20 protein-coding genes and 1 pseudogene are annotated in these 26,430 nt (G+C 71.8%); 8 read left to right on the forward strand and 13 right to left on the reverse strand.

The window, feature by feature from the left end:
* Window positions 1-67: 67 nt before the first annotated feature.
* The gene (locus tag ACWCPY_RS30875) at window positions 68-478 is read right to left on the reverse strand and encodes a CoA-binding protein (RefSeq protein WP_329814731.1); all 411 of its coding nucleotides are present in this window, start codon (window positions 476-478) and stop codon (window positions 68-70) included.
* A 58-nt stretch (window positions 479-536) separates the two neighbouring features.
* Here ACWCPY_RS30875 and ACWCPY_RS30880 point away from each other — a divergent pair, with 58 nt between their 5' ends.
* From ACWCPY_RS30880 to ACWCPY_RS30890, 3 genes are all read left to right on the forward strand, one after another.
* Window positions 537-1,163: a YigZ family protein gene (locus ACWCPY_RS30880; RefSeq protein WP_451270451.1), complete on the forward strand. Its 627-nt coding sequence runs from the start codon at window positions 537-539 to the stop codon at window positions 1,161-1,163.
* A gap of 182 nt (window positions 1,164-1,345) precedes the next feature.
* Window positions 1,346-2,512, forward strand: a complete 1,167-nt coding sequence (locus ACWCPY_RS30885; RefSeq protein WP_451270453.1) for an exonuclease SbcCD subunit D — start codon at window positions 1,346-1,348, stop codon at window positions 2,510-2,512.
* Complete coding sequence (locus tag ACWCPY_RS30890) at window positions 2,509-5,580, forward strand: AAA family ATPase (protein ID WP_451270455.1); 3,072 nt, start codon at window positions 2,509-2,511, stop codon at window positions 5,578-5,580. The genes ACWCPY_RS30885 and ACWCPY_RS30890 overlap by 4 nt, the downstream gene beginning before the upstream one ends.
* 30 nt (window positions 5,581-5,610) lie before the next feature.
* Here the strand turns inward: ACWCPY_RS30890 and ACWCPY_RS30895 are convergent, their stop codons facing one another.
* Window positions 5,611-6,057: an Lrp/AsnC family transcriptional regulator gene (locus ACWCPY_RS30895; protein ID WP_329200940.1), complete on the reverse strand. Its 447-nt coding sequence runs from the start codon at window positions 6,055-6,057 to the stop codon at window positions 5,611-5,613.
* Between the two features lie 94 nt (window positions 6,058-6,151).
* Between ACWCPY_RS30895 and ACWCPY_RS30900 the strand changes: the two genes are divergently transcribed.
* Window positions 6,152-6,658, forward strand: coding sequence for a rhodanese-like domain-containing protein (locus tag ACWCPY_RS30900; RefSeq protein ID WP_451270458.1), 507 nt, complete (start codon window positions 6,152-6,154; stop codon window positions 6,656-6,658).
* An 84-nt stretch (window positions 6,659-6,742) separates the two neighbouring features.
* On the opposite strand, the gene ACWCPY_RS30905 is transcribed toward ACWCPY_RS30900, so the two are convergent.
* A complete protein-coding gene (locus ACWCPY_RS30905; RefSeq protein WP_451270460.1) occupies window positions 6,743-8,428 on the reverse strand; it encodes a DUF885 domain-containing protein in 1,686 nt (561 codons plus the stop codon).
* Window positions 8,429-8,476: 48 nt separating this feature from the next.
* Window positions 8,477-8,974, reverse strand: a complete 498-nt coding sequence (locus ACWCPY_RS30910; RefSeq protein ID WP_451270462.1) for an Lrp/AsnC family transcriptional regulator — start codon at window positions 8,972-8,974, stop codon at window positions 8,477-8,479.
* 59 nt (window positions 8,975-9,033) lie between these two features.
* On the opposite strand from ACWCPY_RS30910, the gene ACWCPY_RS30915 reads away from it, so the two are divergent.
* Window positions 9,034-10,257 carry a trans-sulfuration enzyme family protein gene (locus tag ACWCPY_RS30915; protein ID WP_451270464.1) on the forward strand — a complete coding sequence of 408 codons (1,224 nt, stop codon included), beginning with the start codon at window positions 9,034-9,036 and terminating at the stop codon, window positions 10,255-10,257.
* Here the strand turns inward: ACWCPY_RS30915 and ACWCPY_RS30920 are convergent.
* From ACWCPY_RS30920 to pdxR, 5 genes are all read right to left on the reverse strand, one after another.
* Window positions 10,225-11,649, reverse strand: a complete 1,425-nt coding sequence (locus tag ACWCPY_RS30920) for an N-acetyltransferase family protein (protein WP_451270466.1) — start codon at window positions 11,647-11,649, stop codon at window positions 10,225-10,227. The genes ACWCPY_RS30915 and ACWCPY_RS30920 overlap by 33 nt on opposite strands.
* Window positions 11,650-11,782: 133 nt before the next feature.
* The gene (locus tag ACWCPY_RS30925) at window positions 11,783-14,464 is read right to left on the reverse strand and encodes a DUF7824 domain-containing protein (RefSeq protein ID WP_451270468.1); all 2,682 of its coding nucleotides are present in this window, start codon (window positions 14,462-14,464) and stop codon (window positions 11,783-11,785) included.
* A complete protein-coding gene (locus ACWCPY_RS30930; protein ID WP_451270470.1) occupies window positions 14,461-15,834 on the reverse strand; it encodes an SWIM zinc finger family protein in 1,374 nt (457 codons plus the stop codon). The genes ACWCPY_RS30925 and ACWCPY_RS30930 overlap by 4 nt, the downstream gene beginning before the upstream one ends.
* A gap of 72 nt (window positions 15,835-15,906) precedes the next feature.
* Complete coding sequence (locus ACWCPY_RS30935; RefSeq protein ID WP_451270472.1) at window positions 15,907-17,487, reverse strand: alkaline phosphatase D family protein; 1,581 nt, start codon at window positions 17,485-17,487, stop codon at window positions 15,907-15,909.
* A 92-nt stretch (window positions 17,488-17,579) separates the two neighbouring features.
* Window positions 17,580-19,073, reverse strand: a complete 1,494-nt coding sequence (gene pdxR / locus ACWCPY_RS30940) for a MocR-like pyridoxine biosynthesis transcription factor PdxR (protein WP_451270474.1) — start codon at window positions 19,071-19,073, stop codon at window positions 17,580-17,582.
* 47 nt (window positions 19,074-19,120) lie between these two features.
* On the opposite strand from pdxR, the pseudogene ACWCPY_RS30945 reads away from it, so the two are divergent.
* Window positions 19,121-19,537 (forward strand): annotated as a pseudogene (locus ACWCPY_RS30945) (EamA family transporter); the annotation flags it as partial.
* Window positions 19,538-20,044: 507 nt separating this feature from the next.
* Here ACWCPY_RS30945 and ACWCPY_RS30950 read toward each other — a convergent pair.
* The gene (locus tag ACWCPY_RS30950; RefSeq protein WP_451270476.1) at window positions 20,045-20,875 is read right to left on the reverse strand and encodes an alpha/beta fold hydrolase; all 831 of its coding nucleotides are present in this window, start codon (window positions 20,873-20,875) and stop codon (window positions 20,045-20,047) included.
* A gap of 154 nt (window positions 20,876-21,029) precedes the next feature.
* On the opposite strand from ACWCPY_RS30950, the gene sigJ reads away from it, so the two are divergent.
* Window positions 21,030-21,923 carry an RNA polymerase sigma factor SigJ gene (gene sigJ / locus ACWCPY_RS30955; protein ID WP_451270478.1) on the forward strand — a complete coding sequence of 298 codons (894 nt, stop codon included), beginning with the start codon at window positions 21,030-21,032 and terminating at the stop codon, window positions 21,921-21,923.
* Between the two features lie 307 nt (window positions 21,924-22,230).
* Complete coding sequence (locus tag ACWCPY_RS30960) at window positions 22,231-22,998, forward strand: GntR family transcriptional regulator (RefSeq protein ID WP_451270480.1); 768 nt, start codon at window positions 22,231-22,233, stop codon at window positions 22,996-22,998.
* Window positions 22,999-23,047: 49 nt separating this feature from the next.
* Here the strand turns inward: ACWCPY_RS30960 and ACWCPY_RS30965 are convergent, their stop codons facing one another.
* The 3 genes from ACWCPY_RS30965 to ACWCPY_RS30975 all read right to left on the reverse strand — a co-directional run bounded on the left by ACWCPY_RS30965 (window position 23,048) and on the right by ACWCPY_RS30975 (window position 26,323).
* Window positions 23,048-24,205, reverse strand: a complete 1,158-nt coding sequence (locus ACWCPY_RS30965) for an ROK family transcriptional regulator (protein WP_451270482.1) — start codon at window positions 24,203-24,205, stop codon at window positions 23,048-23,050.
* A 100-nt stretch (window positions 24,206-24,305) separates the two neighbouring features.
* On the reverse strand, window positions 24,306-24,956 hold the full coding sequence (locus ACWCPY_RS30970; protein WP_451270484.1) for a response regulator: 651 nt from the start codon (window positions 24,954-24,956) through the stop codon (window positions 24,306-24,308).
* A gap of 173 nt (window positions 24,957-25,129) precedes the next feature.
* Window positions 25,130-26,323 carry a sensor histidine kinase gene (locus ACWCPY_RS30975; protein ID WP_451270486.1) on the reverse strand — a complete coding sequence of 398 codons (1,194 nt, stop codon included), beginning with the start codon at window positions 26,321-26,323 and terminating at the stop codon, window positions 25,130-25,132.
* Between the last annotated feature and the right edge of the window lie 107 nt (window positions 26,324-26,430).

Below are 26,430 nucleotides of genomic sequence, written 5' to 3' on the forward strand. Positions count from 1 at the left end.
CAGCCGGACGCCGGGCGCGACACCACGCACATCCGGACGAAGGACGCGGGTGCGCCCGTGAGCCCTTCTAGCGCTTCAGTGCCGGGATCTCGATGGCGGGGCAGCGGTCCATGACCATGTCCAGCCCAGCGGCACGCGTGCGGCCGTACGCCTCCGTGTCGACCACGCCGAGCTGGAACCAGACGGCCCTGGCGCCCGCCGCGACCGCCTCGTCGGCCACCGCGCCCGCCAGCTCACTGTTGACGAAGACGTCCACCACATCCACCGGGAACGGTATGTCGGCCAGCGAGGCGTAGCCGTCCTCGCCGTGCACCCGCTCCGCCTTCGGATGCACCGGGACCACCCGCTTGCCGAAGCGCTGGAGCACCTCGGCGACGCCGTAGGCCGCGCGCGACCGGTTGTCGGACAGGCCCACAACAGCCCAGGTGTCGCCGCTGTCCCGGAGGATCCGGTGGATCGTCTCTTCGTCTGCGTACATGATCCGGACAACGGACGGCGGCCCCGGACCATTCCCGTACGGGGCATAGGCTGGCCGGATGCAGGAGCAGTACCGGACAGTCGCCCGAGCGGGCGTGCACGAGACCGAGATCAACCGATCGCGCTTCATCTGCGCGCTCGCCCCCGCCGCCACCGAGGAGGAGGCGCAGGACTTCGTCGCACGCGTCCGCAGGGAACACCCGACCGCCACCCACAACTGCTTCGCCTATGTGATCGGCGCCGACGCCTCCGTGCAGAAGGCGAGCGACGACGGGGAACCCGGCGGGACCGCGGGCGTACCCATGCTCCAGATGCTGACGCGCCGTGAGATGCGCTACGTCGTCGCCGTCGTCACCCGCTACTACGGCGGCGTCAAGCTCGGCGCCGGCGGACTGATCAGGGCCTACGGGGGAGTGGTCGGCGAGGCCCTCGACGAACTCGGCACCGTCACCCGCCGCCGCTTCCGCCTCGCCACGATCACCGTCGGCCACCAGCGCGCCGGCAAGCTGGAGAACGACCTCCGGGCCACCGGCCGCACCGTGCGTGAGGTCCGCTACGCGGAGGCCGTCGTCATCGAGATCGGACTGCCGGACTCCGACGTCGAGTCCTTCCGCGGCTGGCTGGCCGACGCGACGGCCGGCGAGGCCGGGCTGGAGCTGGGCGGCGAGGCGTACGGGGACGCCTGACCGGATCTCCGTGTCACCACCTCTCTCCAGGGCGCGCCGCCATCGGCCGGCCGCACCGGGCAGGGGCCGCGACGGCGAAGGCCCGGACGTGGCCGGCGGTGATGGGACACTGTGAGGGGTGGGAAAAGAGGGGCTCACCACTCGGGGCGGAGGAAGCGAACAATGCGGGTCGGAGCCGGGTCTTGAGAATTCTGCACACATCGGACTGGCACCTGGGGCGCTCGTTCCACCGGGTCTCCCTGCTCGCGGCGCAGGCCGCCTACCTGGACCACTTGGTGGCCACGGTGCGCGAGCACGAGGTGGACGTGGTCCTCGTCGCGGGTGATGTGTACGACAGGGCCGTCCCTCCCCTGTCCGCCGTCGAGCTCTTCGACGACGCGCTGCACCGGCTCGCCGCCGTCGGTGTGCCCACCATGATGATCTCCGGCAACCACGACTCGGCACGCAGGCTGGGCGTCGGCGCGGGACTGATCGGGCGGGCCGGAATCCATCTGCGCACCGACCCCGCGGACTGCGCCACGCCCGTCGTCCTGCGGGACGCGCACGGCGACGTGGCCTTCTACGGACTGCCCTACCTGGAACCGGCCCTGGTGAAGGACGTCTTCAAGGCGGAGCGCGCCGGGCACGAAGCGGTACTGACGGCCGCCATGGAGCGGGTACGCGCGGACCTGGCGGGCCGCCCGGACAGCACCCGGTCCGTGGTGCTCGCCCACGCCTTCGTCGCGGGCGGCGAGCCCAGCGACAGCGAGCGCGACATCACCGTCGGCGGGGTGGCCGCCGTGCCCGCCGGGGTCTTCGACGGAGTCGACTACGTGGCGCTCGGCCATCTCCACGGCTGCCAGAGCGTCACCGAACGCGTCCGCTACTCCGGCTCGCCGCTCGCGTACTCCTTCTCCGAGGCCGGCCACCGCAAGACGATGTGGCTGATCGACCTCGACGCCTCGGGCACGGTCACCGCCGAACGCCTCGACTGCCCGGTGCCCCGCCCCCTCGCCAGGCTCCGCGGCCGCCTCGACGAGCTCGTCGAGGACCCCGCGCTGAAGCGGCACCAGGAGTCCTGGATCGAGGCCACCCTCACCGACCCGGTGCGCCCGGCCGAGCCGATGGCCCGGCTCCTGGAACGCTTCCCGCACGCGCTCAGCCTCGTATTCGAACCCGACCGGGCCCCCGACGACCCGCTCGCCTCCTACGCACAGCGCCTCAGGGGGCGCGACGACCAGCAGATCGCCGAGGACTTCGTGGCACATGTGCGCGGCGGCTCCGCGGCCGACGAACAGGAACGAACGGTGCTGCGCGGCGCCTTCGAGCACGTCCGGGTGGACGACGGCGTGCGCGAGGTGAACCGTTGAGACTCCACCGGCTCACCCTCACCGCCTTCGGACCGTTCGGCACCACCCAGGAGATCGACTTCGACGCCCTCTCCTCGGCCGGGCTCTTCCTGCTGCACGGTCCCACCGGTGCCGGGAAGACCTCGGTCCTCGACGCGGTCTGCTACGGCCTCTACGGCGCGGTGCCCGGCGCCCGCCAGAGCCCCGGCGCCTCCCTGCGCAGCGACCACGCCCCGGTGGACCTCGCCACCGAGGTGACGCTGGAACTGACCGTCGGCGGGCGGCACCTCGAAATCACCCGGAGCCCCGCGCAGCCCCGCCCCAAGAAGAAGGGCCGCGGCTTCACGACGGAGAAGGCCCAGAGCCGGCTGCGCGAGTACGACCCCGACGACGGCTGGCGGGCGCTCAGCCGCTCGCACCAGGAGATCGGCGAGGAGATCACCCAGCTCATCGGGATGAGCCGGGAACAGTTCTGCCAAGTGGTGCTCCTGCCGCAGGGCGACTTCGCACGCTTCCTGCGCTCCGACGCCGAGGCCCGCGGCAGACTCCTCGGCAGACTCTTCGACACCCACCGCTTCGCCGCCGTCGAGGAGCGCCTGGCCGAACTGCGCCGTACTGCCGAAACCAGGGTCAGGGCAGGCGACGAACGCGTCCTCGCGGCAGCCCAGCGGATCGCCCAGGCCGCCGGACCCGCCGCGCGCGAATCGCCGCTCCCCGACCTCCAGCCCGGCGATCCGGGGCTCGCCGAGAGCGTGCTGGAGTGGGCCGCGACGGCCCGCAGCGGCGCCCGCGAACGGCTGGACATCGCCACCTGCGTCCTCGACATGGCCGAAGCCCGGCAGTCGGCCGCCCGCCTGACCCTCGACAGCGAACGCGAACTCGCCGCACTCCAGCAGCGCTACGAGGAGACGCGGCGCCGTGCCGCCGCGCTCGAAGCCCGCCGCCCCGACCGCGACCGGCACCACGAACGCCTCGCACGGGCCCGCAAGGCGGACCTCGTCGCGCCCGCCCTGGACCTGTGCGAGGCGGCCGAACGCGCGTACGGCACGGCCTGCCGGACCCGTGACCGTGCCCGCGGTGTGCTGCCCGGCACCCTCGCCGACGCCGGTGCCGAACAGCTCGCGGAGCTGGAGCGGCGCCTGCGCCAGGAGCTCGGCGGGCTCGACGCCGCGAAGCGCGCCGAGCGGCGCAGCGCCCGGATCGACACCGAGCGGGCCGCACTGGAGCGCCAGGCCAGGGCCGACGACGAGCTGATCCGCGAAGCGGAGGCCTGGCTGGCCGGCTGGGAGTCCACCCGTGACGGCCTGCGGGCACGCATCGAGGCGGCCCAGGAGGCCGCCACCCGTGCCGAGCAGCTCGCCGGCCGGCTGGAGCCCGCCCGTGCGCGGCTGGACGCGGCCCGCCGCCGCGACGCGCTCGCCGCCCAGGTGTCGGCCGCCACGGAACGGCTGGCCACGGCCCGGGAACACGCCGCCACGGCCCATGAGTCGTGGCTGGAGCTCCGCGAACGACGGCTGCGTGACATCGCGGCGGAACTGGCGGCGGAGCTGGTGGACGGCGAGGACTGCAAGGTCTGCGGCTCGCCCGACCACCCCGATCCGGCCCGTGCGGCCGACGGACATGTCGACAAGGCCGCCGAGGACCGTGCCCTCGACGCCCACCGCCGCGCCGAGGAGGCGCGTACCCGCGCGGACCGGGAGCTCGGAGTCGTGCACGAGCAGCACGCGGCGGCCCGAGCGGCCGCCCGGTCGGCGGTGCCGCAGCCGAGGGACGGGGACGGGGCCGACACGGCCGGACCCGACGCCGACCCCACCGTCGCCGAACTCGGCGTGCTCGTCGACCGGTTGACGGGGCTGTATGCCGAGGCCCATCGCACCGCCGCGGGCATGCACGCCGCGCGCGAGGCCCTCGCGGCCGCCGAGCGGGAGCAGGCCGAACGCCTCGACGGCCGCCGGCTCGCCGAACGCCGGGCCGCCGCCCGCACCTCCCTGCGTGAGGGCCTGGACCGCGAACAGGTGGCGCTGGAGGCCGAGCTGGCGACCGCGCGCGGCGACTTCGGCAGCGTGGCCGAACATGCCGCGCTGCTGGAACGCCGGGTCGCCCTGCTCGCCGAGGCCGCCGAGGCGGTACGGGCCGAGGAGACGGCCGCACAGCGCCGCAAGGAGGCCGACGACCGGCTCGCGGACGCCGCGTTCCGGGCCGGGTTCGACACCCCGCAGGCCGCCGCCGAGACCCTCCTCGACGACGCCGCGCAGCGCGAACTCCAGCGGCTCGTCGACGCCTGGCAGTCGGAGGCGGCGGCGGTGGCCGACCGCCTGGCGGAGACGGAGACCCGGGCCGCCGCCGACCGCCCGCAGGCCGCGGTGGAGGCCGCGCGGGCCGCGTACGACACGGCCGAGCGCCTGCTGCGGGACGCCTTGGCGGCGCTCTCCGCCGCGCGCGAACGCTGCGCCGAACTCGGCAGGCTCTCGCGCGGCGCGGCGGACGAGGTACGCCGACTCGGGCCGCTGCGCGAGGAGTACGACCGGGTGGCCCGGCTGGCCGGACTCACCGCGGGTACGTCCGCGGACAACGAACGCAAGATGCGGCTGGAGTCGTACGTGCTCGCCGCCCGGCTCGAACAGGTCGCCGCCGCGGCCACCGCCCGGCTCCAGCGCATGTCGTCCGGCCGCTACACACTGGTCCACTCCGACGCCCGCACCGGAGGCCGCAGATCGGGCCTCGGACTGCATGTCGTCGACGCCTGGACCGGCCGCGAGCGCGACACGGCGACCCTGTCGGGCGGCGAGACGTTCTTCGCCTCGCTGGCCCTCGCGCTCGGCCTCGCCGATGTCGTCACCGACGAAGCGGGCGGTGTCCGGCTGGACACCCTCTTCATCGACGAGGGCTTCGGCAGTCTGGACGACCAGACGCTCGACGAGGTGCTCGACGTACTGGACTCGTTGCGCGAGCGGGACCGCAGCGTCGGCATCGTCAGCCACGTCGGCGACCTGCGCCGCCGCATCCCCGCACAGCTCGAAGTGGTGAAGGAGCGGCAGGGTTCGGCGGTACGGCACCGTGCCGCCGACCAGGGTCTTTCGTCGGGATGAGCCCGGCGCGATCCGAACGGGAGGCCCGGGTCAGCGGCTGATGGCACGGCGGGGGAGCGGCGAGGAGTAGACGACGCTCGTGGTCACCGAACCCAGCGCGCCGATCCTGCCCGAGACCTCCTCCAGGTGCCTCATCGAGCGGGCGGTCACCTTCAGCACGAAGCAGTCGTCACCGGTGACATGGTGGGCCTCCACGATCTCCGGAGTCGTGTCGAGCAGATCGTGGAACGGCTTGTAATGGCCGTTCGGGTAACGCAGCCGTACGAGGGCGAGGATCGGCAGCCCGAGCCGCTCCGGGTCGACCACGGCGGCGTAACCGCTGATCACCCCGGCCTCCTCCAGCCTGCGCACCCGCTCGGTGACGGCACTCGGGGACATCGCCACCGCACGCGCCAGCTCGGCGAACGACGCACGCCCCTCGCGTTGCAGGACATCGAGAATGCGCCAGTCGGTGGCATCCGGGGAATAGTCGGTCATGCTTGGAGGCAACAGGGAAATCCCCGGCGGATCAAGCGTTGTGCCAGGGATCTCATCTTCCGGACGATGGATCACCGGCCGTAGATTTCCGGACATGACATCGCAGCCCATCGCCACTGCCACTGCCACTGCCACCGCCGACCATCCCGTCCTCCGCGTCCCGCCGGCTTCCCCGGCAGCGGCCGCCGCCCACTTCGGAGCCTCGCTCGCCTTCCACGCGGACGTCTCCGATGTCGCCGCCGCGTTCGCGGCCGAGGGCGATCCGGGCTTCGTGCTGCTGGACTCGCGCTCCACCGAGTCCTGGAACCAGGGACACATCCCCGGCGCGGTCCACCTGCCGACCGCGCTCATCACCGAGCAGGCCCAGAACCTTCTGGACCCGGCGGTTGTGGTGGTCACGTACTGCTGGGGTCCCGGCTGCAACGGTGCCACCCGTGCCGCGCTCGCCCTCGCCCGACTCGGCTACCAGGTCAAGGAGATGCTCGGCGGCTTCGAGTACTGGGTGCGCGAGGGCTTCGGGTACGAGACCTGGGAGGGGCCCGAGCGGGGCGACGCCGACCCGCTCACCGCACCGGTCGGCGCCGAGGACTGCGGCTGCTGACCGCACCGACGCCGTCCGGGCCCGCAGCGGCGCTCGGCGGCCGGGCTCATCACGTGGACCGAGCCCGGCCGCCGCGGGACCGCGTCAGAGCTTGGACAGCTCTTCGACGAGATCGTCGAGCCCGAGCGGACCCTGCGACAGGGCGGCCATGTGCCACGCCTTGGCGTCGAAGGCGTCACCGTGCGCCTTGCGGGCGTTCTCCCGGCCCAGCAGCCAGGCGCGCTCGCCCAGCTTGTAGCCGATGGCCTGTCCCGGCATCGAGAGATAGCGCGTCAGTTCGCTCTCCACGAAATCGGCGGGACGGCCGCTGTGGTTGCCGAAGAACTCCTGGGCCAGCTCGGGCGTCCACCGCTCGCCGGGGTGGAACGGGGAGTCCGCCGGGATCTCCATCTCCGCGTGCATGCCGATGTCCACGATCACCCGGCAGGCCCGCATCATCTGCGCGTCCAGATAGCCGAGGCGGCGCTCCGCGTCCGGCAGGAAGCCCAACTCGTCCATGAGCCGCTCCGCGTAGAGCGCCCAGCCCTCGCAGTTGGCGCTGACCCCTCCGATCGACGCCTGGTAGCGGGACAGGCTGTCGGCGACGTGCGTCCACTGCGCGATCTGGAGGTGGTGGCCGGGCACGCCCTCGTGGTACCAGGTGGACACCAGGTCGTACACCGGGAAGCGGGTCTCGCCCATCGTGGGCAGCCAGGTCCGGCCAGGGCGCGAGAAGTCCTCGGAGGGGCCCGTGTAGTACGGGGCCGCGGCGCCGCCGGGCGGGGCGATGCGGGACTCCACCTTCCGTACGCGCTCGGCGAGTTCGAAGTGCGTGCCGTCGAGCGCCTCGATCGCCTCGTCCATCAGGCTCTGCAGCCAGGCCTGCACCTCGTCGACCCCCTCGATGTGCTTGCCGTGCACATCGAGATGGGCCAGCGCCTCCCAGGGGCCGGCGCCGGGCAGCACCTTCTCGGCCTCGGTCTTCATCTCGGCGAGCAGCCGGTGGTACTCGGACCAGCCGTACGCGTACGCCTCGTCGAGGTCCAGATCGGTGCCGTTGAAGTATCGCGACCAGCGGGCGTACCGCTCGCGGCCCACCGTGTCCGGGGCGCCCTCGATCGCGGGGGCGTACACATCGCGCATCCAGTCACGAAGCGCGACGACCGCCTCCGTGGCCAGCCGGGCGCCCTCGTCCAGTTCGGCACGCAGCCCCTCGGGTCCGGCGGCGACGAACTCCTGGAAGAAGCCCGGACCGCCGTCGCCCGCCCAGTCGTCGAGCTGGCCGACGAAGGTGGCGGTGGCGCGCGGACCGCCGTACAGCTTGCGCTCCAGACCGAGTGCGAGGGACTGGCGGTAGCCCTCCAGCGAGGCGGGAACCGCGTGCAGCCGGTCCGCGATCGCCGCCCAGTCCTCGTCGGTCTCGGTCGGTGTCACCGTGAACACCTCGCGGACGTTGTGCGGCGGGGAGAACAGATTGGAGACCTTGCGCAGCCCCTCGTCGGCCTCGTGAACGGCGAGTTCGGCCATGAGACGCTCGCGCAGAAGCCGGCCGCAGCGGCGCTCGGCATCGCTGTCCGCGCCGGGCAGTTGTTCGGCAGCATCGAGCTTCGCCAGGGTGGTGCGGGCCAGCTCGGCAAGAGCGTCCTGGCCGGCGGGGGAGAGGTCGGGAAGGCGGCGCGCGCTCTCCGCGACACCGAGATAGGTGCCGGCGATCGGGTCGAGTTCGATGAATGCGTCGACATAGGCGTCGGCGACCTGGCGGGGCAGCGCGTTACTGGAAGTGTGTGACATGCGGACATCCTTGTACGCCGGAGGCCTCCGCGTCATCATCATTCGGTCTCAGTGGCCTGACTCCGCCGATTCTGCGGGCGGCGGCAGCAGCGGACCGCACTCCCACTGCTGGAATATCAGCCTGGTCTCGACCCGGGCCACCTCGCGGCGCGAGGTGAATTCGTCCAGTACCAGGCGTTGCAGATCGGCTGTGCCCGTGACCGCGACATGGACCAGATAGTCGTCCGGGCCGGTCAGATGGAACAGCGCGCGGGACTCCGGCAAGGTCCTGATGCGTTCGACGAACGGGCCGATGAGCTCTCTGCGGTGCGGCCGGACCTGCACGGAGAGCAGTGCCTCCAGGCCACGGCCGAGCCGGGCCGGGTCCAGACGCAGCTGGTGGCCGAGAATGACGCCTGACCGGCGCAGCCTGGTGACCCGGTCCAGACAGGTGGACGCTGCGACGCCGACCTCGGCGGCGAGCTCGCGGTAGGTGGTCCGGGCATCGTTCTGCAGCAGTCGCAGAATGTGCAGATCCACCGGATCAAGAGCGACGGATTCGGCCATCTGTCGAACGTAACACGGGCGATGTCCCCATGGATCCGGCGCTTGTTCAGAGTGATGGCATGGACACCGAATCCTCGATGGCGCCCTCGATGACAATCCGGTCCAGGGCGCTGGCCACCGAAGCCGTGCACGCGGGCCGCGACGATCTCGCGGCCCTCGGACTGCACGCCCCGCCGATCGATCTGTCCACCACCTACCCCTCGTACGACTCCAGGGGCGAGGCGGAGCGGATCGACACCTTCGCCGCCACCGGCGCCAGACTCGAAGGGCCGCCGGTCTACTCGCGGCTGGACAACCCCACGACGGCCCGGTTCGAGACCGCCCTCGCCCGGCTCGAAGGCACCGCGAGCGCCGTGTCGTTCGCCAGCGGAATGGCGGCGCTCACCGCCGTGCTGCTGGCCCGCGCGAGCATGGGACTGCGCCATGTGGTCGCCGTCCGGCCGCTCTACGGCTGTAGCGACCATCTGCTCGGCGCGGGACTGCTGGGCACGGAGGTGACCTGGACCGACCCGGCGGGCATCGCGGAAGCGATCCGTCCGGACACCGGTCTGGTGATGGTGGAGACGCCCGCCAACCCGACACTCGCCGAGGTCGACATCCATGCCGTCGCGCACTCCTGCGGCTCCGTACCGCTGCTCGTCGACAACACCTTCGCCACCCCGGTGCTCCAGCGGCCCGTCGAACACGGTGCCCGGATCGTCCTGCACAGTGCCACCAAGTACCTCGGCGGGCACGGCGATGTGATGGGCGGGGTCGTCGCCTGCGACGAGGAGTTCGCCTCCCGCCTGCGACAGATACGTTTCGCCACCGGCGGGGTGCTGCACCCGATGGCCGGATATCTGCTGCTGCGAGGCCTGGCCACGCTTCCGGTACGGGTGCGGGCGGCGTCCGCGAGCGCCGCCGAACTGTCCCGCAGACTGACCGCCGATCCCCGCATCGCCAGGGTCCACTACCCGAAGGCGGGCGGAGCGATGGTCTCCTTCGAGGTCTACGGGGATCCGCACCGGGTGATCTCGTCCGTGCGGCTCATCACGCCCGCGGTGAGCCTGGGCAGTGTGGACACCCTGATCCAGCATCCGGCCTCCATCAGCCACCGCATCGTGGATGAGGGAGACCGGCGTTCCTCCGGCGTCGGGGACCGGTTGCTGCGTATGTCGGTCGGCCTGGAGGACGTCGAGGACCTGTGGGCCGATCTGTGCCGGGCGCTGAGTTCGCAGGAGGCCGGACGGGAATCCTCCGCGTCCGGGGAGTCAGCGGCCCGCCTGCTCGTACGGGGGCAGTGAGCGGACCGGCGTCGCGTCCAGCCGGGCGGTGATGACCAGGGTGCCCTCCTCGATCTGGTAGTCCAGCGGCAGGGACAGGGCGCGCATGGCCGCGACCATGCCGGTGTTGGACGACTGGGTGACGGCGTACACGTTCTCGCAGCCCGCCTCGATGGCGAGTGCCACCAGGCGGCCGAGGAGCTCCGAGCCGATGCCGCGGCGCTGCCAGTCGTCCTCGACGAGGAGGGCGACCTCGGTCTCGTCGCCGTCCCAGAGGAGGTGGCCGAGCGCGACCAGCCGGCCCGAGGCCGTCTGCGCGGCGAGTGTGCGGCCGAAGCGGGGACTCAGCAGGTGGTTCAGGTAGCGGTCGGCGTCGTGGACCGGTCCGTGATACCGCAGCCGCAGCGTCTGCTCGGAGCAGCGGTCGTGCATCGCACGCGCTGCGCGGAGGTCGCCCTGGTCCGCGCGGCGCACCGTGATCTCGTTGCCCTCGGGCAGCGTGAGCACATGCTCGCCGCGCGGGACGCGGGGGCCGAGCCGGGCGTCGAGCTCGACCAGGGCGCGGGCCCGGGCGAACTCGGTCGGTGTGAACGGAAGATAGGGCCGTTCGATCGTGATGGCACCCCCGGACGGGTCGCGCAGCCGCATCACCGTCTCCTCCAGCACTCCTTCGACAGGGGCGGTCTCACCGGTCTCGCGGCCGGTGACCGAGACGGCGGGCAGCGAGTGGATGGTGCAACGGCCGAGCAGCTGCCGCAGGGCGAGGGGGAGTTCGGCCGCGTCCAGGGCGGTTCGGGTCGCCAGGCCGAGGACACGCGTCGGGGCGTCGACCAGATCGTGCGTGTCGGCCCGCTCGATCCAGGTCGAGCTGCCCCCGGCGGCCGAGACCGCCCGGCTCAGCTGCTGGGCCGGGAGCGAAGCGGGAGCGCGCAGCAGGAACTCGTCGACCGTGCCCTGCGACAGCGGGTGCGTCTGCAGCGTGAGGATGTCGACCCGGAGCCGGGCGAGGGCGCCGCACAGCACCGCCAGGCTGCCGGGGGCGTCCCGCACCGTGGTCCGCATCCGCCACAGCACCGTGCCCTCGGCGGCCGGGGCCGGGGCGGAGGCCTGGGGCTGGGGCGGGGGCGAGCCCGTGTGGCTGCCGCCGTCGGCGTCGTCCGCGGCGAGGAGGCCGGTGCCGGCCGGCGGCGGGGCGTGGCTGTGCCGCCGTGCCCACCAGGTGTGGAACCCGGCCGTGACCGCCAGAGCGACGGCCGAGGCGATCAGCAGGTACGGCCCGTCCGGCTGGTGCCCGATCAGGTTCGCGATGGCGTCGGCCACCGCGACCGCGGTGAACAGCGCGGCCAGCTCCGTCACGTCTCGCCGCCAGTGGTGGGAGCGGTGGGCAGTCTTCGCGGATGTCACATCAGTCATGGAGTCACTCTGACCGAGCGTTGTTGCCTCATCGCGAACGCTCTGTGACTGATGGGTTAAGTGTGGATCTAGTGGATCTGGTCCCTTGTCTCTCACTTTCGGTCGATTTGGCATGCCTGGCGGAGGTGGATCGTCACGCCCGTCCCGAGCCCTGCTCCCAGGCGGCTTTCAAGCGTGCGGCCTGACGTACCAGCTGCGACGATCCGCCCCGCGCGGCCGCTTCGGCGAGCCCGGGTATCGGTTCGGCACCACCTACCGCACCGCAGTGCTCGGCGCACTCGGCCGCCACGGAGAGCAGGTCGCTCAGCCCACGCGCCGTTGCCTTCCTGTCGGCCAGGAGCCCCGGCAGAACGGGGGCCAGTACGGAAAGCACCGTCCGGTACGCGCCCGTGGCGGCCGCGGTACGGGCGGAGTCGGAGAGGCGGTTGAGCTTCACCAGCCTGTGACCGAGAAGGAGCGCCAGCTGCTCGCCGAGCAAGGTCGTGTCCAGCCGCTGCTGGGCAGCGAGCGTCAGCAGGGCGTCCACCCCCGACAGCCGGTCCTCCGGATACCGGGCGCCCAGTGCGTACCCCACGGCCAGATGGATGGCTTCGCCGGCCGGCCCGTCCAGTTCGACGAGCCCGGGAAGCGGCTGTGCCGCGTCCTTCATCTCATCGGTGACACAGGTCGCGATGGCCGGCAGCAACCATGCGGCCAGCGTCTCGCTGTCCTCGGGCAGTGTGGTGATCCAGGAGCCGGAGTGGTCGTTCCAGTGGTCGCAGGTGCGGTGACGCGGGGTGTGCGCGCTGCCCAGCCAGTGGAAGGAGCGCGGGAACTCCTGCTGAATGAGCGGGTTCTCCTCGCTCGCCATCAGGGCGCGCCGGGTCCAGTCGGCCGGCTGCCGCTCCACCCAGCCGCGGGCGGTGGACTCCTGCCTGTCCAGGTCGAACCGGTGGACGGTGGCGAGTGGACGGTCGATCCGCAGCCAGGCGGCCAGCCGGTCGCCCTCCGGGGTGCCCAGCCCGGCGGCTGCCCCGGCCGCCGCTGCGGCCTCCTGACCGCCGCGCCGCACACGCAGCAGGGCCTGCGCGAAGTCGGCTTCCCCGGGCCGGGCTCCGAGCTGCTGATACGTGCGCAGCCGCTCGACCAGGACGGCAGCGTCGATCGAGCCGGTGTGCCAGGTCGGCAGGGCCAGCAGGAATGGTGCGCTGCCGGTCAGGACGGCGTCGGCGGCTTCCCACAGCCGGGCCTTCATCACTCCCTTGAGCGCTGCGTGGACGCAGACGCTGCTGCCCGCCCAGGCCGCACGCCCCTCCTGCACCGACTTCATCGGCACCCGGCCGAGCAGCACGGCCAGGACCAGGGTGATTCCCGCCTCCGAGCGGAGCCGCTGCTCGACCCTCGACTGCGGTTCGTCGACGAGCCACCAACTGCCGGCCAGGGCGCCCCGCAACGCCTCGGTCAACGCGGGCCGGTCGGTGCGGGCCCGGCGGACCAGCCCGTCCAGCGCCCGCTCGAAAGCGGTGGTATCCCATGACGCCGTTCTCGCCAGGGCCACCAGCTCCTCCACGAGCTCGGCCGGCGTCGCAGGTGCCGGTTCGACACGTCGCGGAACGGGGGCGGAGGGCAGGAGCTCCACGTACGGCTCCGCCGCCGGCGGACCGTCCATCAGGTCACCGAACACCTCGGCCGCCGCGGTACGGAGCGCCGGGCCCAACAGCGGTGCGGACAGGGCGGTTTCCTCCCGCACCGTCGCATCGACGGAAGGCAGGTGGCGTGCGACGAGCTTGAGGGCCCGCTCCTGGATGTCGATGTCGGCGTGCCCGAAGACCTCGGCGACGACGGGCAGGAGTTCCCCGGCCGCCGATGGATCGCGGCGCAGCTTCTTGCCGATCAGCACCAGTTGGGCGCGGACGAGCTTCTTCTCCGGTCGGAACAGAAGGGAACCCGAGACGTCCACCAGGGACCGCACGGACAGTTCGCCCTGCTCGTCCAGCCGGGTGAGCACCTCCTGGGCATGGCCGACCACGGTGGAGATCCCGTCCGCCGCCATGGCGGCCCAGTCCGCCACCCGCTCCGCCTCCTCCTCGCGGGTGAGCGCGAGCCGACGCAACAGGGCGAGGAAGAAACGCAGTTCGCCCGGCTTTCCGCCACGGATCAGCCGGGCCGCACAGGCGTCGACGAGAGAAGCCCGCTCCAGCAGACCCTCGTCCGCGAGGAGGGCGAGCGCCACATGCCATCGGCTCGGGTCGTCCGGTTCGTCGAACCAGAGCGTCGACGAGGGCAGTTCCGCGACCTCGAAGAGACGGGGCACGAGCGCGGTGAGATACGGGTCCGTCCGCAGGGCGTCGGCCAGCGGTCGTCGGTTCTGCTGCCACTGCGAGGCGGAGAGCGCGTCGGCCCAGCCCCGTACGAAGCCGTCCGTGGTGGGCACGGCGCACCGCGAGGCCTTCACCAGCCGGGTGATCAGCTCATAGAGGGTCTCCGCCGTCGCAGGACGGTCCGCCAGCCGGTGCGCGACGTCACCGAGCCACTCGCGGTCACGGTCCGAGAGGACATCGAGAAGCATCGAGTAGGGAGGCCGTGACCAGACCTGCAGATCCCGGCCGCCGATCCAGGCGGCGCAGCCGGCGGCTCCCGTGTGACAGCCGGCGCCCGCGACCAGCAGGGCCTTGCGGAGCCTGTCCTGCTTGTCCCAGGGCCAGCTCCGTGCCTCCTTGCGCAGCGCCTTCAGCTCCGCCAGCGCCGACCTGCGTCCCGCCCGGTCCAGCTCGGAGAGCAGGGCCGGCACGTCCCCGGTGCGTGCTTCCCGGACGGCGGTGATCAGTTCCTTCATGCCGCACCCCCGGCGGCCGGCGCACCGCGACGGACCATGCGGACGGCCAGGGCGTGCTTGCACGGGCCCCGCCTCCCGCGGTAGTCCGCCCACCACTGACAGGTACAGCTGAGCATTCCGTCCTTCTCCCTCACTTGATAGCGGCGTTCCCCCGAGGCCACGGCAGCCGTGTCTCCGTCGAGCAGGACCGCGCCCGAACCGGCCAGTTGACGGGCCGCCACCAGACGCGGATTGTGCCGCTCGGCCCGGTCGGCGTCGTACGGCAGCTCGCGGTGGAAGTACGAGGCGTCGGCGAGGTCGTAACCGACCCGGCCCGCAGTCCCCAGCCGGGTGAGCGCCGCCCGTACCCGCTCCACCGTGAGACCCGACTGCTCCGCCAGATCGGCGAGGTCGATCCGTGGTTCCCAGGCCAGCAGCACGGACACCAGCTCGGCGTCGGCCGCGGCGTCGTCGGTGGCCAGCGCGTCGAGCACACCACCCTCGCCGGAGAAACCGCGCGAGGCTTCGGGCGAGAGGGTCAGGGTGAGGCGCATTCCCGGCAGCACCACCTCCCATGCGCTCGCGGTCGTCGCCCCGTCGGCCACCGGCCCGTACACCCGCAGCGAGGTGGCATGGCGCAGCACCCGCTGCAGGGCCACCAGCCGCTCGGGACCCGGCAGACACACCGCACCCGCCACCGGACGCGTCGTCGGACGGAGAGTCTTCCCCGCCGGGATCACCCACTGGGCGCCCCGCGAGGCGTTCCCGGACGAACGCGGCAGCGAACGCAGGAACCGGACGGCCTCGGCCGCCGGCAGCTCGGCCCGCAGATCGAAACCCGCGGACACCACCTGCGCCTCCGCGAAGCCACGCAGCCAGCGGTCGGGCAGGGGCACCTTCTTCTCCACGACCGGACCGTCCAGTGTGGTGACCGCCAGCTCGTCCGGGCCGACCCGCAGGTGCAGCGGATCGTCGCCCGCTATCCGCGAGAGCGCCTCCCGCAGCGGATTGTTGACATCCACATTCGTGGTGCCGTGGTCCGTACGCGCACCGTCCAGACCCTCCTGGAGCACATCGAGGCGTGCGTACACCCCGCAACAGCCGGAGAACGACTCGAAGCGCAACCGGTCGCCGTTGCCCGTCACCACCGGGTCGAGGGACGAAGGCCGAGCCGTACGGTAATAGCGCGCGGACGCCACGTCAGCCACGGCCAGCAGGCCTCGGGCGGCGATCCTCGGCGAGGTGAGAAAACCGGAGAAGAACCGGGGATGCGATTCAACGCCCCGCGGAGTGAGACCGCCGGAGGTCTCCAGGCCGAGGAGCTGCCCCGTCTGCGAGGAACCCAGGGCGGACGCGCGTGAGTAGGCCAATGCCTGAACGGATCGGGTCATGGAAAAAACCGTAGATCCCGCCACTGACAATCGGCCCCCGGTCATCGCCCGGGGGCCGATCGCCGGGCGCCCTCACTGCCCGACGCGCCCCGGCTGCAGCACCTTGCTGAACAGTACGGACCCGCCCTGCGCCCGCAGCCGCACGGTCAACTCGCCGCTGTCGCCGTCGATGTCGACCTCCCCGAAGTACTGCGGCGACTCCATCGGCGACACGTTCGCCCGGTCGGGCGCCCGCACGAAGACCCGGTCGGGACCGAACGTCGCGTCCAGCTCGTTCGCCTGGAACTGACCCGCGGCCAGCGGCCCCGACACGAACTCCCAGAACGGCGCGAAGTCCTTGAACACCGCACGCCCGGGCTCGTAGTGCTGCGCCGATGTGTAGTGCACGTCCGCCGTCAGCCAGACCGTTCCGGTGATCCGGTGGTGCTTGATGAACCGCAGGAGTTCCGCGATCTGCAGCTCACGGCCGAGCGGAGCCCCGGGATCGCCCTGCGCGACCGCCTCGAAGTCCGTCGCGCCGTCGGTCACCACCAGTCCCAACGGCATGTCCGCGGCGATCACCTTCCACACCGCGCGGGACCGGGACAGCTCGTGCTTGAGCCACCTGAGCTGCTCCGCGCCGAGGATGCCCGTCGTGTCGTCGGGTTGCCGGCCGGGGGAGTTGGCGTTGCGGAAGGACCGCATGTCGAGGACGAAGACATCGAGCAGCGGACCGTGTCGCACCACCCGGTGCATCCGGCCCTCCCCGGACCGGCCATGCAGTGTGGACACCGGGAAGTACTCGCGGAAGGCCCGCATCGAACGGGCCGCGAGCACATCCACGTTCTTCTCGGTGTACCGGGCGTCGTCGAGGATCTGCCCGGGGTACCAGTTGTTGCGCACTTCGTGGTCGTCCCACTGAACGATCGAAGGCACCTGGGCGTTGAACGCGCGGACGTTGTGATCGAGCAGGTTGTAGCGGAAGTTCCCGCGGTACTCGGCGAGGGTCTCGGCGACCTTCGACTTCTCCTCGGTGGTGACATTGCGCCAGATCCGGCCGTCGGGCAGGGTCACGCTCGGCTCGATCACTCCGTCCGCGTAGATGTTGTCGCCGCTGCACAGGAAGAAGTCCGGATCGAGGCGGCGCATCTCGTCGTACACCGCATAGCCGCCGATGTCCGGGTTGATGCCCCAGCCCTGCCCCGCGATGTCGCCGGACCACAGGAAGCGCACCCCGTCGCGGCGTCGCGCCGGCGCCGTCCGGAACGTCCCGTGGACCGGTTCCCCGGTGCGGCGGGGGTCCTGCGGATCGGCGAGTGTCACCCGGTAGTGCACCTGCTCGCCCGGCGGCAGCCCGTACAGCGGCGTCGTCCCCGTGAAGTCGGTGCCGGAACCGACGAGCGGACCGTGCCAGGTGCGGGCCCGCCGGAAGGACTCCGTCGCCGATGTCTCCACGATCATCCGGGCCGGCCGGTCCGACCGTACCCAGACCAGTGCGGAGGACGAGGTGACATCGCCCACCTGCACGCCCCATGCCGCGCGCGGCCGGCCGGACAGCGCGAAGGCGGGGGCCGTGGCACCCACCGCCGGGAGCGTGAGCGCGGCCGACACGGCGAGCGAACCGCGCAGGACGCTGCGGCGGTCGGGGGACGGAATTCGCGGACGGTTCGACATCGAGGCGCCTCCGGGGCAGGGATCAGCGGGACGAACGGGTGGCTGGTCGACCGACCCCACCCTTGTTCCCGTCGGCGGCGCGCACACCAACCTCAGATGAACACCCGGCACCGGCCCCCGCCACCACCCGGGCCGTCCGCGTCCCGTTGACCCGCCGCCAGCAGCCGTACGCCCCGTTCGATGTCGGGCGGTGTCAGGTGCGCGTAGCCGATGACCAGGCGCACCGCCCGGTCCCCACTCGGCACGGTGCCGCAGGCACCGAGCGGCCGCAGGGCGACTCCGGACCCGGCCGCGCGTGCCATGAACACCGCCTCCGGACCGTACCGTTCGGGCAGTGCGGCGATGACGTGGAGACCTGCGGCGATCCCACTCACCTCGGTTCCGGGAAAGTACTCGGCCAGCATCGACGTGAGCGTGTCGCGGCGCTCGCGGTAGGCACGCTGACAGCGGCGCAACTGCCGGTCGTAACCGCCCCGGGTGATGAAGTCGGCGAGGACCGCCTGGTCGATGGCCGGATTGCCCAGATCCATCGTGCGCTTGCGGGCGACGATCTCGTCGGTCATGGCCGCCGGTGCGAGGAGCCAGCCCAGCCGGAGTCCGGGAGCCAGCGACTTGCTCACCGAGCCGGTGTACGCGACGTGCTCCGGGTCGAGGCCCTGCAGTGCCCCGACGGGGGCGCGGTCGTAGCGGAAGTCGCCGTCGTAGTCGTCCTCCACGATCAGCCCGTCCATGGCGCGCGCCCAGTCCAGAAGCCGGCTGCGGCGGGCGGCGGAGTAGGCGATCCCGGTGGGGAACTGGTGCGCCGGAGTGGTGACGACCGCGCGCACGCCGGAGCGTACGAGGGGCTCGGCCGCCAGCCCTTCGTCGTCCAGCGGCAGGCCGACGGTGGTGATTCCCGCGGATGCGAACAGGGCGGAGTGTTCGGGACTACCGGGGTCCTCGACACCGACGGTCCCAATGCCCCGTCCGTGCAGCACGAACCCGAGCAGCGTCGTCGCCTGCGCCACGCCGGAGCACACCACCAGGCGCTCCGGATCGGCCACCACCCCACGGCGCCTGGACAGCAGGCCGGCGAGGGCGTCCCGCAACACGGGCAGCCCGCGCGGATCGGGATAGCCGAGCGCGCTGTGCGGCATCCGGCCGAGCACCGAGCGGTGTGCGGCGGCCCAGGCACCGCGCGGGAACAGCGACAGATCGGGCGTGCCGGGCCGGAAGTCCACGCGTACACCGACGGCGCGCGGAGCGAGATCACGCGCCCCCGGCACCGGCGCCCGAACCGCTTCGCTCACCCAGGTACCCGCACCACGTCCGCTGCGCAGATAGCCCTCGGCCGTGAGCTGCTCGTACGCCTCGGTGACCAGCCCCCGCGAAACCCGCAGATCGGCGGCGAGCGCGCGGCTGGACGGCAGCCGCGTACCGGGAACGAGACGGCCGGACCGCACGGCTTCGCGCAGGGCCGACTGCAGGGCGCGACCCCGCCGTCGGGCCGGCTCCTCAGCAACCGGAAGCAGCAGCTCCCAGGCGGCGGATCCGGACCCGCCGCCCTCCGGACGGTCCGACTGCGGATTGGTCCCCGAAGACATCATGGAAGTGGACCTTAAACCGGACCGCCCGGCTGCCTAGCGTCGGTTCCATGAACGTCAGCTCTCTGCGCGGAGCGCTCCTCGCGGCCTTCGCCTGCATCCTCGTGGGTGCTTCCTTCACCGCCAACAGCGTCCTGGGCGAATATCCGTACGCGGGCGGCCAGGCGCTGCGCTACGGCCTTGCGGCGCTTCTGCTCGCACCTCTGCTCACCCGGGACAAGCGGTCCCGGCCGGCCGTCGCACTGCGCGCCCTCACCCCGCGCCAGTGGGGCCGGCTCGCGCTGCTGGCAGCCATCGGCATGGTCGGCTTCAACCTCGCCGTGCTCGGTGCCGAACGATCGGCGGAACCCGCCGTTCCAGGGGTGTTCGTCGGCTGCGCCCCGATCGTCGTCGCCGTACTCGTGCCGCTCATGGACGGCCGTCGGCCCACGCGTACGGTCCTGTACGCGGCCGCGCTCGTCGCCGCCGGGGCCTTCACCGTCCAGGGCTGGGGCCGGTCCGACCTCGCGGGCATTGCCTGCTCGGTCGGTGCGCTGGCGGGCGAGGTCGGATTCGCCGTCCTCGCCGTACCGGTGCTGCGGCCGCTCGGACCGAAGCTGCTGTCCGCCACGGTCTGCGCAATCGCCGCCGTCGAGTCGGCATGGCTCGGCGCGGTCCTCGACGGCAGCGGGTTTCTGCGGATGCCCGGTCCGGCGGAGGCGGTTGCCCTGCTGTGGCAGGCGGCCGTGGTCACCGTCATCGGTTTCGTCTGCTGGTACATGGGCATGCAGCGCATCGGCGCCGAGCGCGCCACGCTCTTCTCCGGCCTGATCCCGGTCTCCGCGGCGTTCACCGCACCGCTGGTCGGCACCGGTTCGTACGGCGTCGCACAGGCCGGCGGCAGCATTCTGGTCGGACTGGGCGTCGCACTCGGGTCGGGCGTCCTGTCCCGGAACGGAGCGGCCCGGGGCGAGGACCCGGTGACCGGTGCGGTGTCAGCGGCTGGTGTCGAGAATGACGCGCGCCACGAGCGCCGGATCGTCGTTCATCGGCACATGCCCGCAGCCCGGCAGCCGGACCAGCCGGGCGTCGGGGATGGTGTGCTTGGCCCTGATGCCCTGCCGGCGCAGCAGGATCCGGTCCCGGCTGCCCCAGGCGATGGTCACCGGCAGCCCCGGCACGTCGTCGGTGAACGCGGTGCTCCGCCCGCCGGCGAGCGTCTGACGGAAACCGGCCGCCTCACGCAGGGCGATGGTCTCCGCGACGACGGCACCGGCTGAACGCCGGCCGGGCCGGGCGTAGATGGTGCTGGTCAGCGCCGTGCGCCCGGCCGCGCTGTGCGAGAGTCGCTCGATCAGCGGGACCGGCACAGCCAGCGCGGCCTGCCGCATCGCGCGCAACGTCCCGAACGCGTAGCGACGCTCGCTCTCGGTCCAGAACCCGGCGGGCGAGAGTGCCGTCACCGACCGTACGAGCTTCTCCCGGCCGAGTGCCAGCGCCAGCAGACCGCCGAGAGAGTTGCCCGCCACATGCGGCCGGTCCAGACCGATCGCCTCGCAGAACGCGCCGAGCACCGTGACCACCGTCGGCAGGTCGTACGGCAGTCCGTCGGGCAGTTCCGGCGAGACGCCGAAGCCGGGGAGATCGACGGCTATCACATCCCGCTCCACGGCGAGCACGGGCAACACCGGGTCCCAGGCCTGACGGTGGTGGCCGATGCCGTGCAGCAGGAGCAGCGGCTCGCCGGTACCGGTCCGTTCATACGCCACGGACGCGGTCCGGGGCCCTTGAGGTGAGTCGACGCTGAACGAGACCGTGGTGGCCATGCTGGTGCTCCCCGGGTGATCCGGCATGAAAGGGCCATGCCTGAAGGCGACTTAGACGTCTCGTCAATAACAATTACTGCTCAGTAGGCCGCAGTTCAAGGGGGGCAGGTGATTCGAGCTGGACAGCGCGCGAAGGGTCGGCTGGGATGGATGGGTGACAGCCGACACAGCGACCGATGTCTTCGAGAGCCACCGCCCCGTGCTCACCGGCGTTGCCTACCGCATGCTGGGCCGGATCGCCGATGCCGAGGACGTGGTGCAGGAAGCCTGGCTCCGCTGGTCCTCCGCTCCCCGTGAGGGCGTGAGGGAGCCGCGCGCCTTTCTCGTGCGGATCATCACCCGCCTCGCCATCGACCGATTGCGCCAGGCGCAGTCGCGGCGTGAGGCGTACGTCGGGCCGTGGCTGCCGGAGCCGGTGGTCACCGATTTCGGGCCCGCGGTGCCCGACACCGCGGAACGGGCCGTCCTGGCCGACTCCGTTTCGGTCGCCGTGCTCGTCGTCCTGGAGTCCCTGTCGCCGCTGGAACGAGCCGTCTTCGTGTTGCGCGAGGCCTTCGGCTTTCCGTACGCGGAGATCGCCGCCGCCCTCGACCGGACGGAGGCGGCGGTTCGCCAGCTGGCGGGACGTGCGCGGCACCACGTGGAGGAGCGCAAACCGCGTTACGACGTGGATCCGGCCCACCGTCGTGATCTCACCGAGCGGTTCCTCGCCGCTGCGGCGGGTGGCGACATCGAGGAGTTGCTGGCCCTGCTCGCGCCCGATGTCCGGCTCGTCGGGGACAGCGGCGGAAAGTCCAGGGCGCCGCTGCGGGTCATCGAGAGCGCCGACAAGGTCGGCCGCTTCCTCTTCGCGGTGGCCCACGACCATGCCGGGGAGCTCGGCTTCCGGCTCCTGGAGCTCAACGGTGGGCCGGGTCTGCTGTTGTTCCTGGGCGGAAAGGCCGACTCGGTCGTTCAGCTGGACATCAAGGACGGGCTCATCCAGTGCGTCTATATCGTGCGGAACCCTGACAAGCTCACTCGGTTCACCGACCTCCCGGAGGAGTAGCGGGCCTCTGGTCCCCGGCCGCGCTCTCGACCGGCGTCGGCGATGCCGGTCGATCCGGAGCCGTCGCCTCCGCCTCTGCCCGCTCATCGAAGCCCCACGACCCGGTCGTGGGGCTTTGTGCTGCGCTCGCCTCACGGCATCACGAACGTCCTGTGAACGCTCTGCGGCAGACGCCCGTTTCGCTGCGTGACCGAATGAGGATTGGTCTTGACCAAGGGTGTGTACCGTCCTATGGTCTCAACGTTAAGACAGGAACCTTTAATAAATAACGTCGCGGAATAGCCGCTGGGTGATTGCGGAGGACAGGGTGGGGACCACGCAGCTGGAATCGGTGCAGGAGCCGAAGTACTGGCACCTCAAGACCGTGCTCAGTGAGGCACTCGACTCGGACTTTGCGGTGGGGGAGATCCTGCCCAACGAGCGCGAGCTCGCCGCCCGCTTCGGAGTCGCCCGAGCCACGCTCCGGCAGGCGCTGGAGCAGCTCGAACTGGAAGGAAGGCTGCAGCGTCGCCGCGGCGTCGGAACCACCGTCGCCCCGCCGCGCGTCGGTGTCGCCGTCTCCACGGCACAGCGGGACTGGTCCGGCGGCGGCGCGGTCGAGGCGTGGCAGCCGGTGGACTGCACGACTGCGGTCGTGCCCTCGTCGGTGGTGGCCGTGCTCGACGTGGAAGCCGACGAGCCGGTGCACGTCGTGCGCCGGATCCGGGTGACCCACGGACAGACGGTCGCGGCGGAACTCCTGTACGTACCGTCGTCGTCCGTGCCCGAACTCTCGGCGATCGACGCCCCGTCCGGGCCCGCCCGGGCCCGTGCCGTTCTGCGCGAACTGCACCGGCTCGGCCTCGACGGCCAGGACCGCTCGGTGGAGCTGGGATCGGCACGGGTGGACGACGCCAAGGAGCTCGACAGGCTTCCCGGCGCCCCCGTGCTCGTCGTCACCACCCGCTACCTCGTGGAGGGCGGTACCGCCGCGCTCTCCGTCGCCACGTACCGGGCCGACACTTGCCGGCTCACCTTCGGTGACTCGGGTGACCTGGAGATCAGCCACCACGAGCAGGAGCGCCAGGCATCCTGAGTACGGCCGGCTGCGCCGATTCCTCGCCCGTACGTACGGCCCGTCGCACTCAGCGGCGGGCCGTCACCGTTCCCTCCACCGCGAAGAGCTGCTCCTCCACGTGGTCGAGAGCCAGCCGCAGGGCACCGGTGGCCACCGCCGCCTCGCCGAGCAGGGACAGCGTGACCCGCGGCGGCCGCAGACAGTAGCGGGCCAGCTCGCTGCGGAGCGGATCCAGCACATCGTCCAGCCCGGTGGCCCAGCCACCCACCACCACGAGCTCCGGGTCCAGTGCCAGCACCAGCGCCGCGACATCGTGCACCAGGCGCTGAATGAACCGTTCGACCGCCGCCTGCGCCCGGGCATCGCCCTGCCGGGCCTTTGTGAACACATGGGCGACCGCGGGCTCGTCCAGCGGATCCAGCGGAGTGCCCGTCGTGGACAGAAGGCGCTCCGGAGTCACTTCGCGGCCCAGCAGATGCAGTGCCCCGATCTCGCCCGCAGCACCGCCGAAGCCCCGGTGCAGCCGCCCGCCGATCAGTGAACCGGCGCCCGGACTCAGTCCCGCCAGGACGAACACGATGTCGTCGGACTCGGTGGCCGCGCCCTTCCAGTGCTCCGCGACCGCTGCGGCGTTGGCGTCGTTCTCCACCAGGACGGGGCAGCGGAAGGAGCGTCGCAGCCGCTCACCCAGCGCGAGACCCGTCCAGCCCGGCAGGGCGGTTCCCAGTCGTACCGTCCCGTCCGCTTCCACGATTCCGGGGCTGCCTGCCCCCACCGCACGCAGGCTGCTCCTGGCCACACCCGTCCGCCGCAGGAGGTCGGCCACCACGGCCCTGACCTTGTCGAGCCGGTCGTCGGCATCTGCGGTCTCCGACACCTCGCGGGCGCCCGCGCCGATGATCCGGCCGTCCAGCCCGGACAGCAGTGCGGAGACACGGTGCGGGCCGATCTCTATCCCGAGCAGATGTCCGGCCTCGGCACGGAACCGGAACCGGCGGGCCGGCCGGCCCTGGCGTCGGGCCTGACCTCCGTCGGGCACCGACTCGACGACCAGGCCGGCTTCGAAGAGCCCCTCCATGACACCCTCGACCGTCGGCCGGGACAGCCCGGTGATCCGGGTCAGGTCCGTCAGGGTAGGAGCGTCGGCGCCACGCAGAGCGTGCAGCACCACCGCGGAATTGATGCGTCGCAACAGCGACGGATCCCCACCGGTCAGCCGGCCCACGGTGTGTCCTCCCAGCTCTAGCGCATGTCAGGCGGATGGTACTCGCTGCCCAGGTGCGGGGCGACCGTGGGCAGCGAAGGGGGCTCTCCGGGCAGGAAAGTCAGCCCGGAGCGACGAACCCGGACTCGTATGCCGCGATCACCGCCTGAGTGCGGTCCCTCGCGCCCAACTTGGCCAGTACGGCGCTGACATGGGTCTTCACGGTCTCGACGCCGACCACGAGCTTGGCGGCGATCTCCGCGTTCGACAGGCCACGCGCCATCAGCCGCAGGACCGCGGATTCCCGCTCGGTCAGCGCCGCCCGGTCCATGACCGCGCGCGCCTTGCTCGTCCCGTACTCGGCGGCGAGCTGCCGGACCGCCGCCGGGAAGAGCAGTGACTCGCCCTCGGCGACCAGACGCACCGCATGCACGATCTCGGCGGGCCGGGCACGTTTGAGGAGAAAGCCGTCCGCACCGGCACGCAACGCCTCGTAGACGTACTCGTCGTTCTCGAAGGTGGTCACCACCAGGATCTTCGGCGGATCGGGCACCGTGCGCAGCACCACCCGCGTGGCCTCGATGCCGTCCATCAGCGGCATCCGGACATCCATGGCCACCACATCGGGGCGCAGCCGATGCAGCAGCGGGATCACGGCGGCGCCGTCGCCCGCCTCGCCCACCACCTCGATATCGGGCTGAGCCTCAAGGACCGCACGCAAGCCCGCGCGGACGAGAGGTTCGTCATCGACCAGAAGTACGCTAACCGGCATTGGGCCACCTTAAGGGCTGCCCTGCAACCCTTGGCGGGGGTACGACCGGCCGACGTACGACTGCAGCTGCGGCACCTTGCCGCACCACCGGAACACCCACCCGCATCCGGTATGCCGATGTCCCCCGCCTCGTGGCGTGCCGGATCCGACGCCGCGCACCGATTCACCAGGGACTACGGGGCAATCCGCAAGCCGTCCAACGGAAGCCTCGCTCGAACGCGCCATTCCCCTTTGTACGGCCCGGTCTCGGCCTTTCCGCCCAGCAGCGCGGCCCGCTCCCGGATGCCCCGCAGCCCGCTCCCGCCGCTCGGCACAGCCGCCGAACCAGCTGCGGAGGCACTGAGCGGATTGGTCACCTCCAGCTCCAGCCGGCCGTCGGCGACCGTGATCCGTACACGGACGGCGACCGTGCCCGAATGACGCAGCACATTGGTGAGGGACTCCTGCAGGATGCGATACCCCTCGCGGGAGACCACGCCAGGAACCCGCTCCAGTGGACCTGACACATCAGCATCGATCTTCGCGCCCGAACCGCGCGCGGAGTCCAGCAGCCGGTCCGCTTCGACGAGCGTCGGCCGCTGTCCCACCGGCGTCCCCGATTCGCGCAGCACCCGCAGAACACGCTCCAGGTCGTCGAGTGCATCCCGGCCCGTCTCCTCGATCGCGGCCAGGGCCCGATCGGTGAACTCCGGGTCGCATGCCGCCCGGGCCGCGCCGGCCTGTACGACCGCGACCGTCAAAGCGTGACCGATCGAGTCGTGCAGCTCACGCGCGATGCGATTGCGCTCCAGCAACTGCTCCGTGCGTTCCTCCAGAGCGGTCAGCCGCTGCACCGGCGAGGGGCCGAGAAGCTGCTTGGCGGCCTCGGTGATCAGCCGGCCGCTCAACACGACGACGGCGAGCAGCGCCAGGAGGGGCAGGGGAGCGAACAGGGCATACCACCAGTGCGGATCCACCCCGCGGACCAACCATTGATCGCTCGGGCCGTTGCCGGATGCGGTGAGAACGAGGTCCACCGCGGTTGCCGACAGCCACACCGTCGCGTACCCCACGGGAACGGCAAGCACCATTCGGGTCTCCAGCCACAGCACGGTCCTCCAGCGATCGGCCCAAGTGGTTCCCCTGGCCGCGGAGATAGAGGCATCGGCTCTGCCTCGCTGTTGCGGTGTCAGAAGCAGTTGCGCCTGCACCCCCTCGGCCAGCCGCGTACCGGGCAACAGGCCGACCGGTACGGCGAAGACCATGGGCGCCCACGGGGAATCCGGCGCGATGAATATCCACACGCTGTAGCCCGCACCCGGGACGAGGAGATGCAGCCACCGGGTGTAGGTGACAGACACGGCGAGCGGACGCAGGAGGCGGAGCATGCGGCCATCGTGTCAGCCGCGTGGGCGCGGCGGCTCCCCCGGGAGAGGGAGGCGATCCCCGCCCGCGGGGGAGGCGAGAGGCTGGGCGTGGCCGCGAGGCTTGGGAC

Source organism: Streptomyces sp. NPDC002403 (assembly GCF_053593015.1).

Excerpts from the sequence above, each read along its gene's own strand:
- ACWCPY_RS30910 (WP_451270462.1), bottom strand. The coding sequence starts at position 8,974 with ATGGCCGAATCCGTCGCTCTTGATCCGGTGGATCTGCACATTCTGCGA.
- ACWCPY_RS30920 (WP_451270466.1), bottom strand. The coding sequence starts at position 11,649 with ATGACTGATGTGACATCCGCGAAGACTGCCCACCGCTCCCACCACTGG.
- ACWCPY_RS30880 (WP_451270451.1), top strand. The coding sequence starts at position 537 with ATGCAGGAGCAGTACCGGACAGTCGCCCGAGCGGGCGTGCACGAGACC.
- ACWCPY_RS30970 (WP_451270484.1), bottom strand. The coding sequence starts at position 24,956 with ATGCCGGTTAGCGTACTTCTGGTCGATGACGAACCTCTCGTCCGCGCG.
- ACWCPY_RS30915 (WP_451270464.1), top strand. The coding sequence starts at position 9,034 with ATGGACACCGAATCCTCGATGGCGCCCTCGATGACAATCCGGTCCAGG.
- ACWCPY_RS30930 (WP_451270470.1), bottom strand. The coding sequence starts at position 15,834 with ATGACCCGATCCGTTCAGGCATTGGCCTACTCACGCGCGTCCGCCCTG.
- ACWCPY_RS30905 (WP_451270460.1), bottom strand. The coding sequence starts at position 8,428 with ATGTCACACACTTCCAGTAACGCGCTGCCCCGCCAGGTCGCCGACGCC.
- ACWCPY_RS30935 (WP_451270472.1), bottom strand. The coding sequence starts at position 17,487 with ATGTCGAACCGTCCGCGAATTCCGTCCCCCGACCGCCGCAGCGTCCTG.
- ACWCPY_RS30875 (WP_329814731.1), bottom strand. The coding sequence starts at position 478 with ATGTACGCAGACGAAGAGACGATCCACCGGATCCTCCGGGACAGCGGC.
- ACWCPY_RS30975 (WP_451270486.1), bottom strand. The coding sequence starts at position 26,323 with ATGCTCCGCCTCCTGCGTCCGCTCGCCGTGTCTGTCACCTACACCCGG.
- pdxR (WP_451270474.1), bottom strand. The coding sequence starts at position 19,073 with ATGATGTCTTCGGGGACCAATCCGCAGTCGGACCGTCCGGAGGGCGGC.
- ACWCPY_RS30925 (WP_451270468.1), bottom strand. The coding sequence starts at position 14,464 with ATGAAGGAACTGATCACCGCCGTCCGGGAAGCACGCACCGGGGACGTG.
- ACWCPY_RS30895 (WP_329200940.1), bottom strand. The coding sequence starts at position 6,057 with ATGACCGACTATTCCCCGGATGCCACCGACTGGCGCATTCTCGATGTC.
- ACWCPY_RS30900 (WP_451270458.1), top strand. The coding sequence starts at position 6,152 with ATGACATCGCAGCCCATCGCCACTGCCACTGCCACTGCCACCGCCGAC.
- ACWCPY_RS30950 (WP_451270476.1), bottom strand. The coding sequence starts at position 20,875 with ATGGCCACCACGGTCTCGTTCAGCGTCGACTCACCTCAAGGGCCCCGG.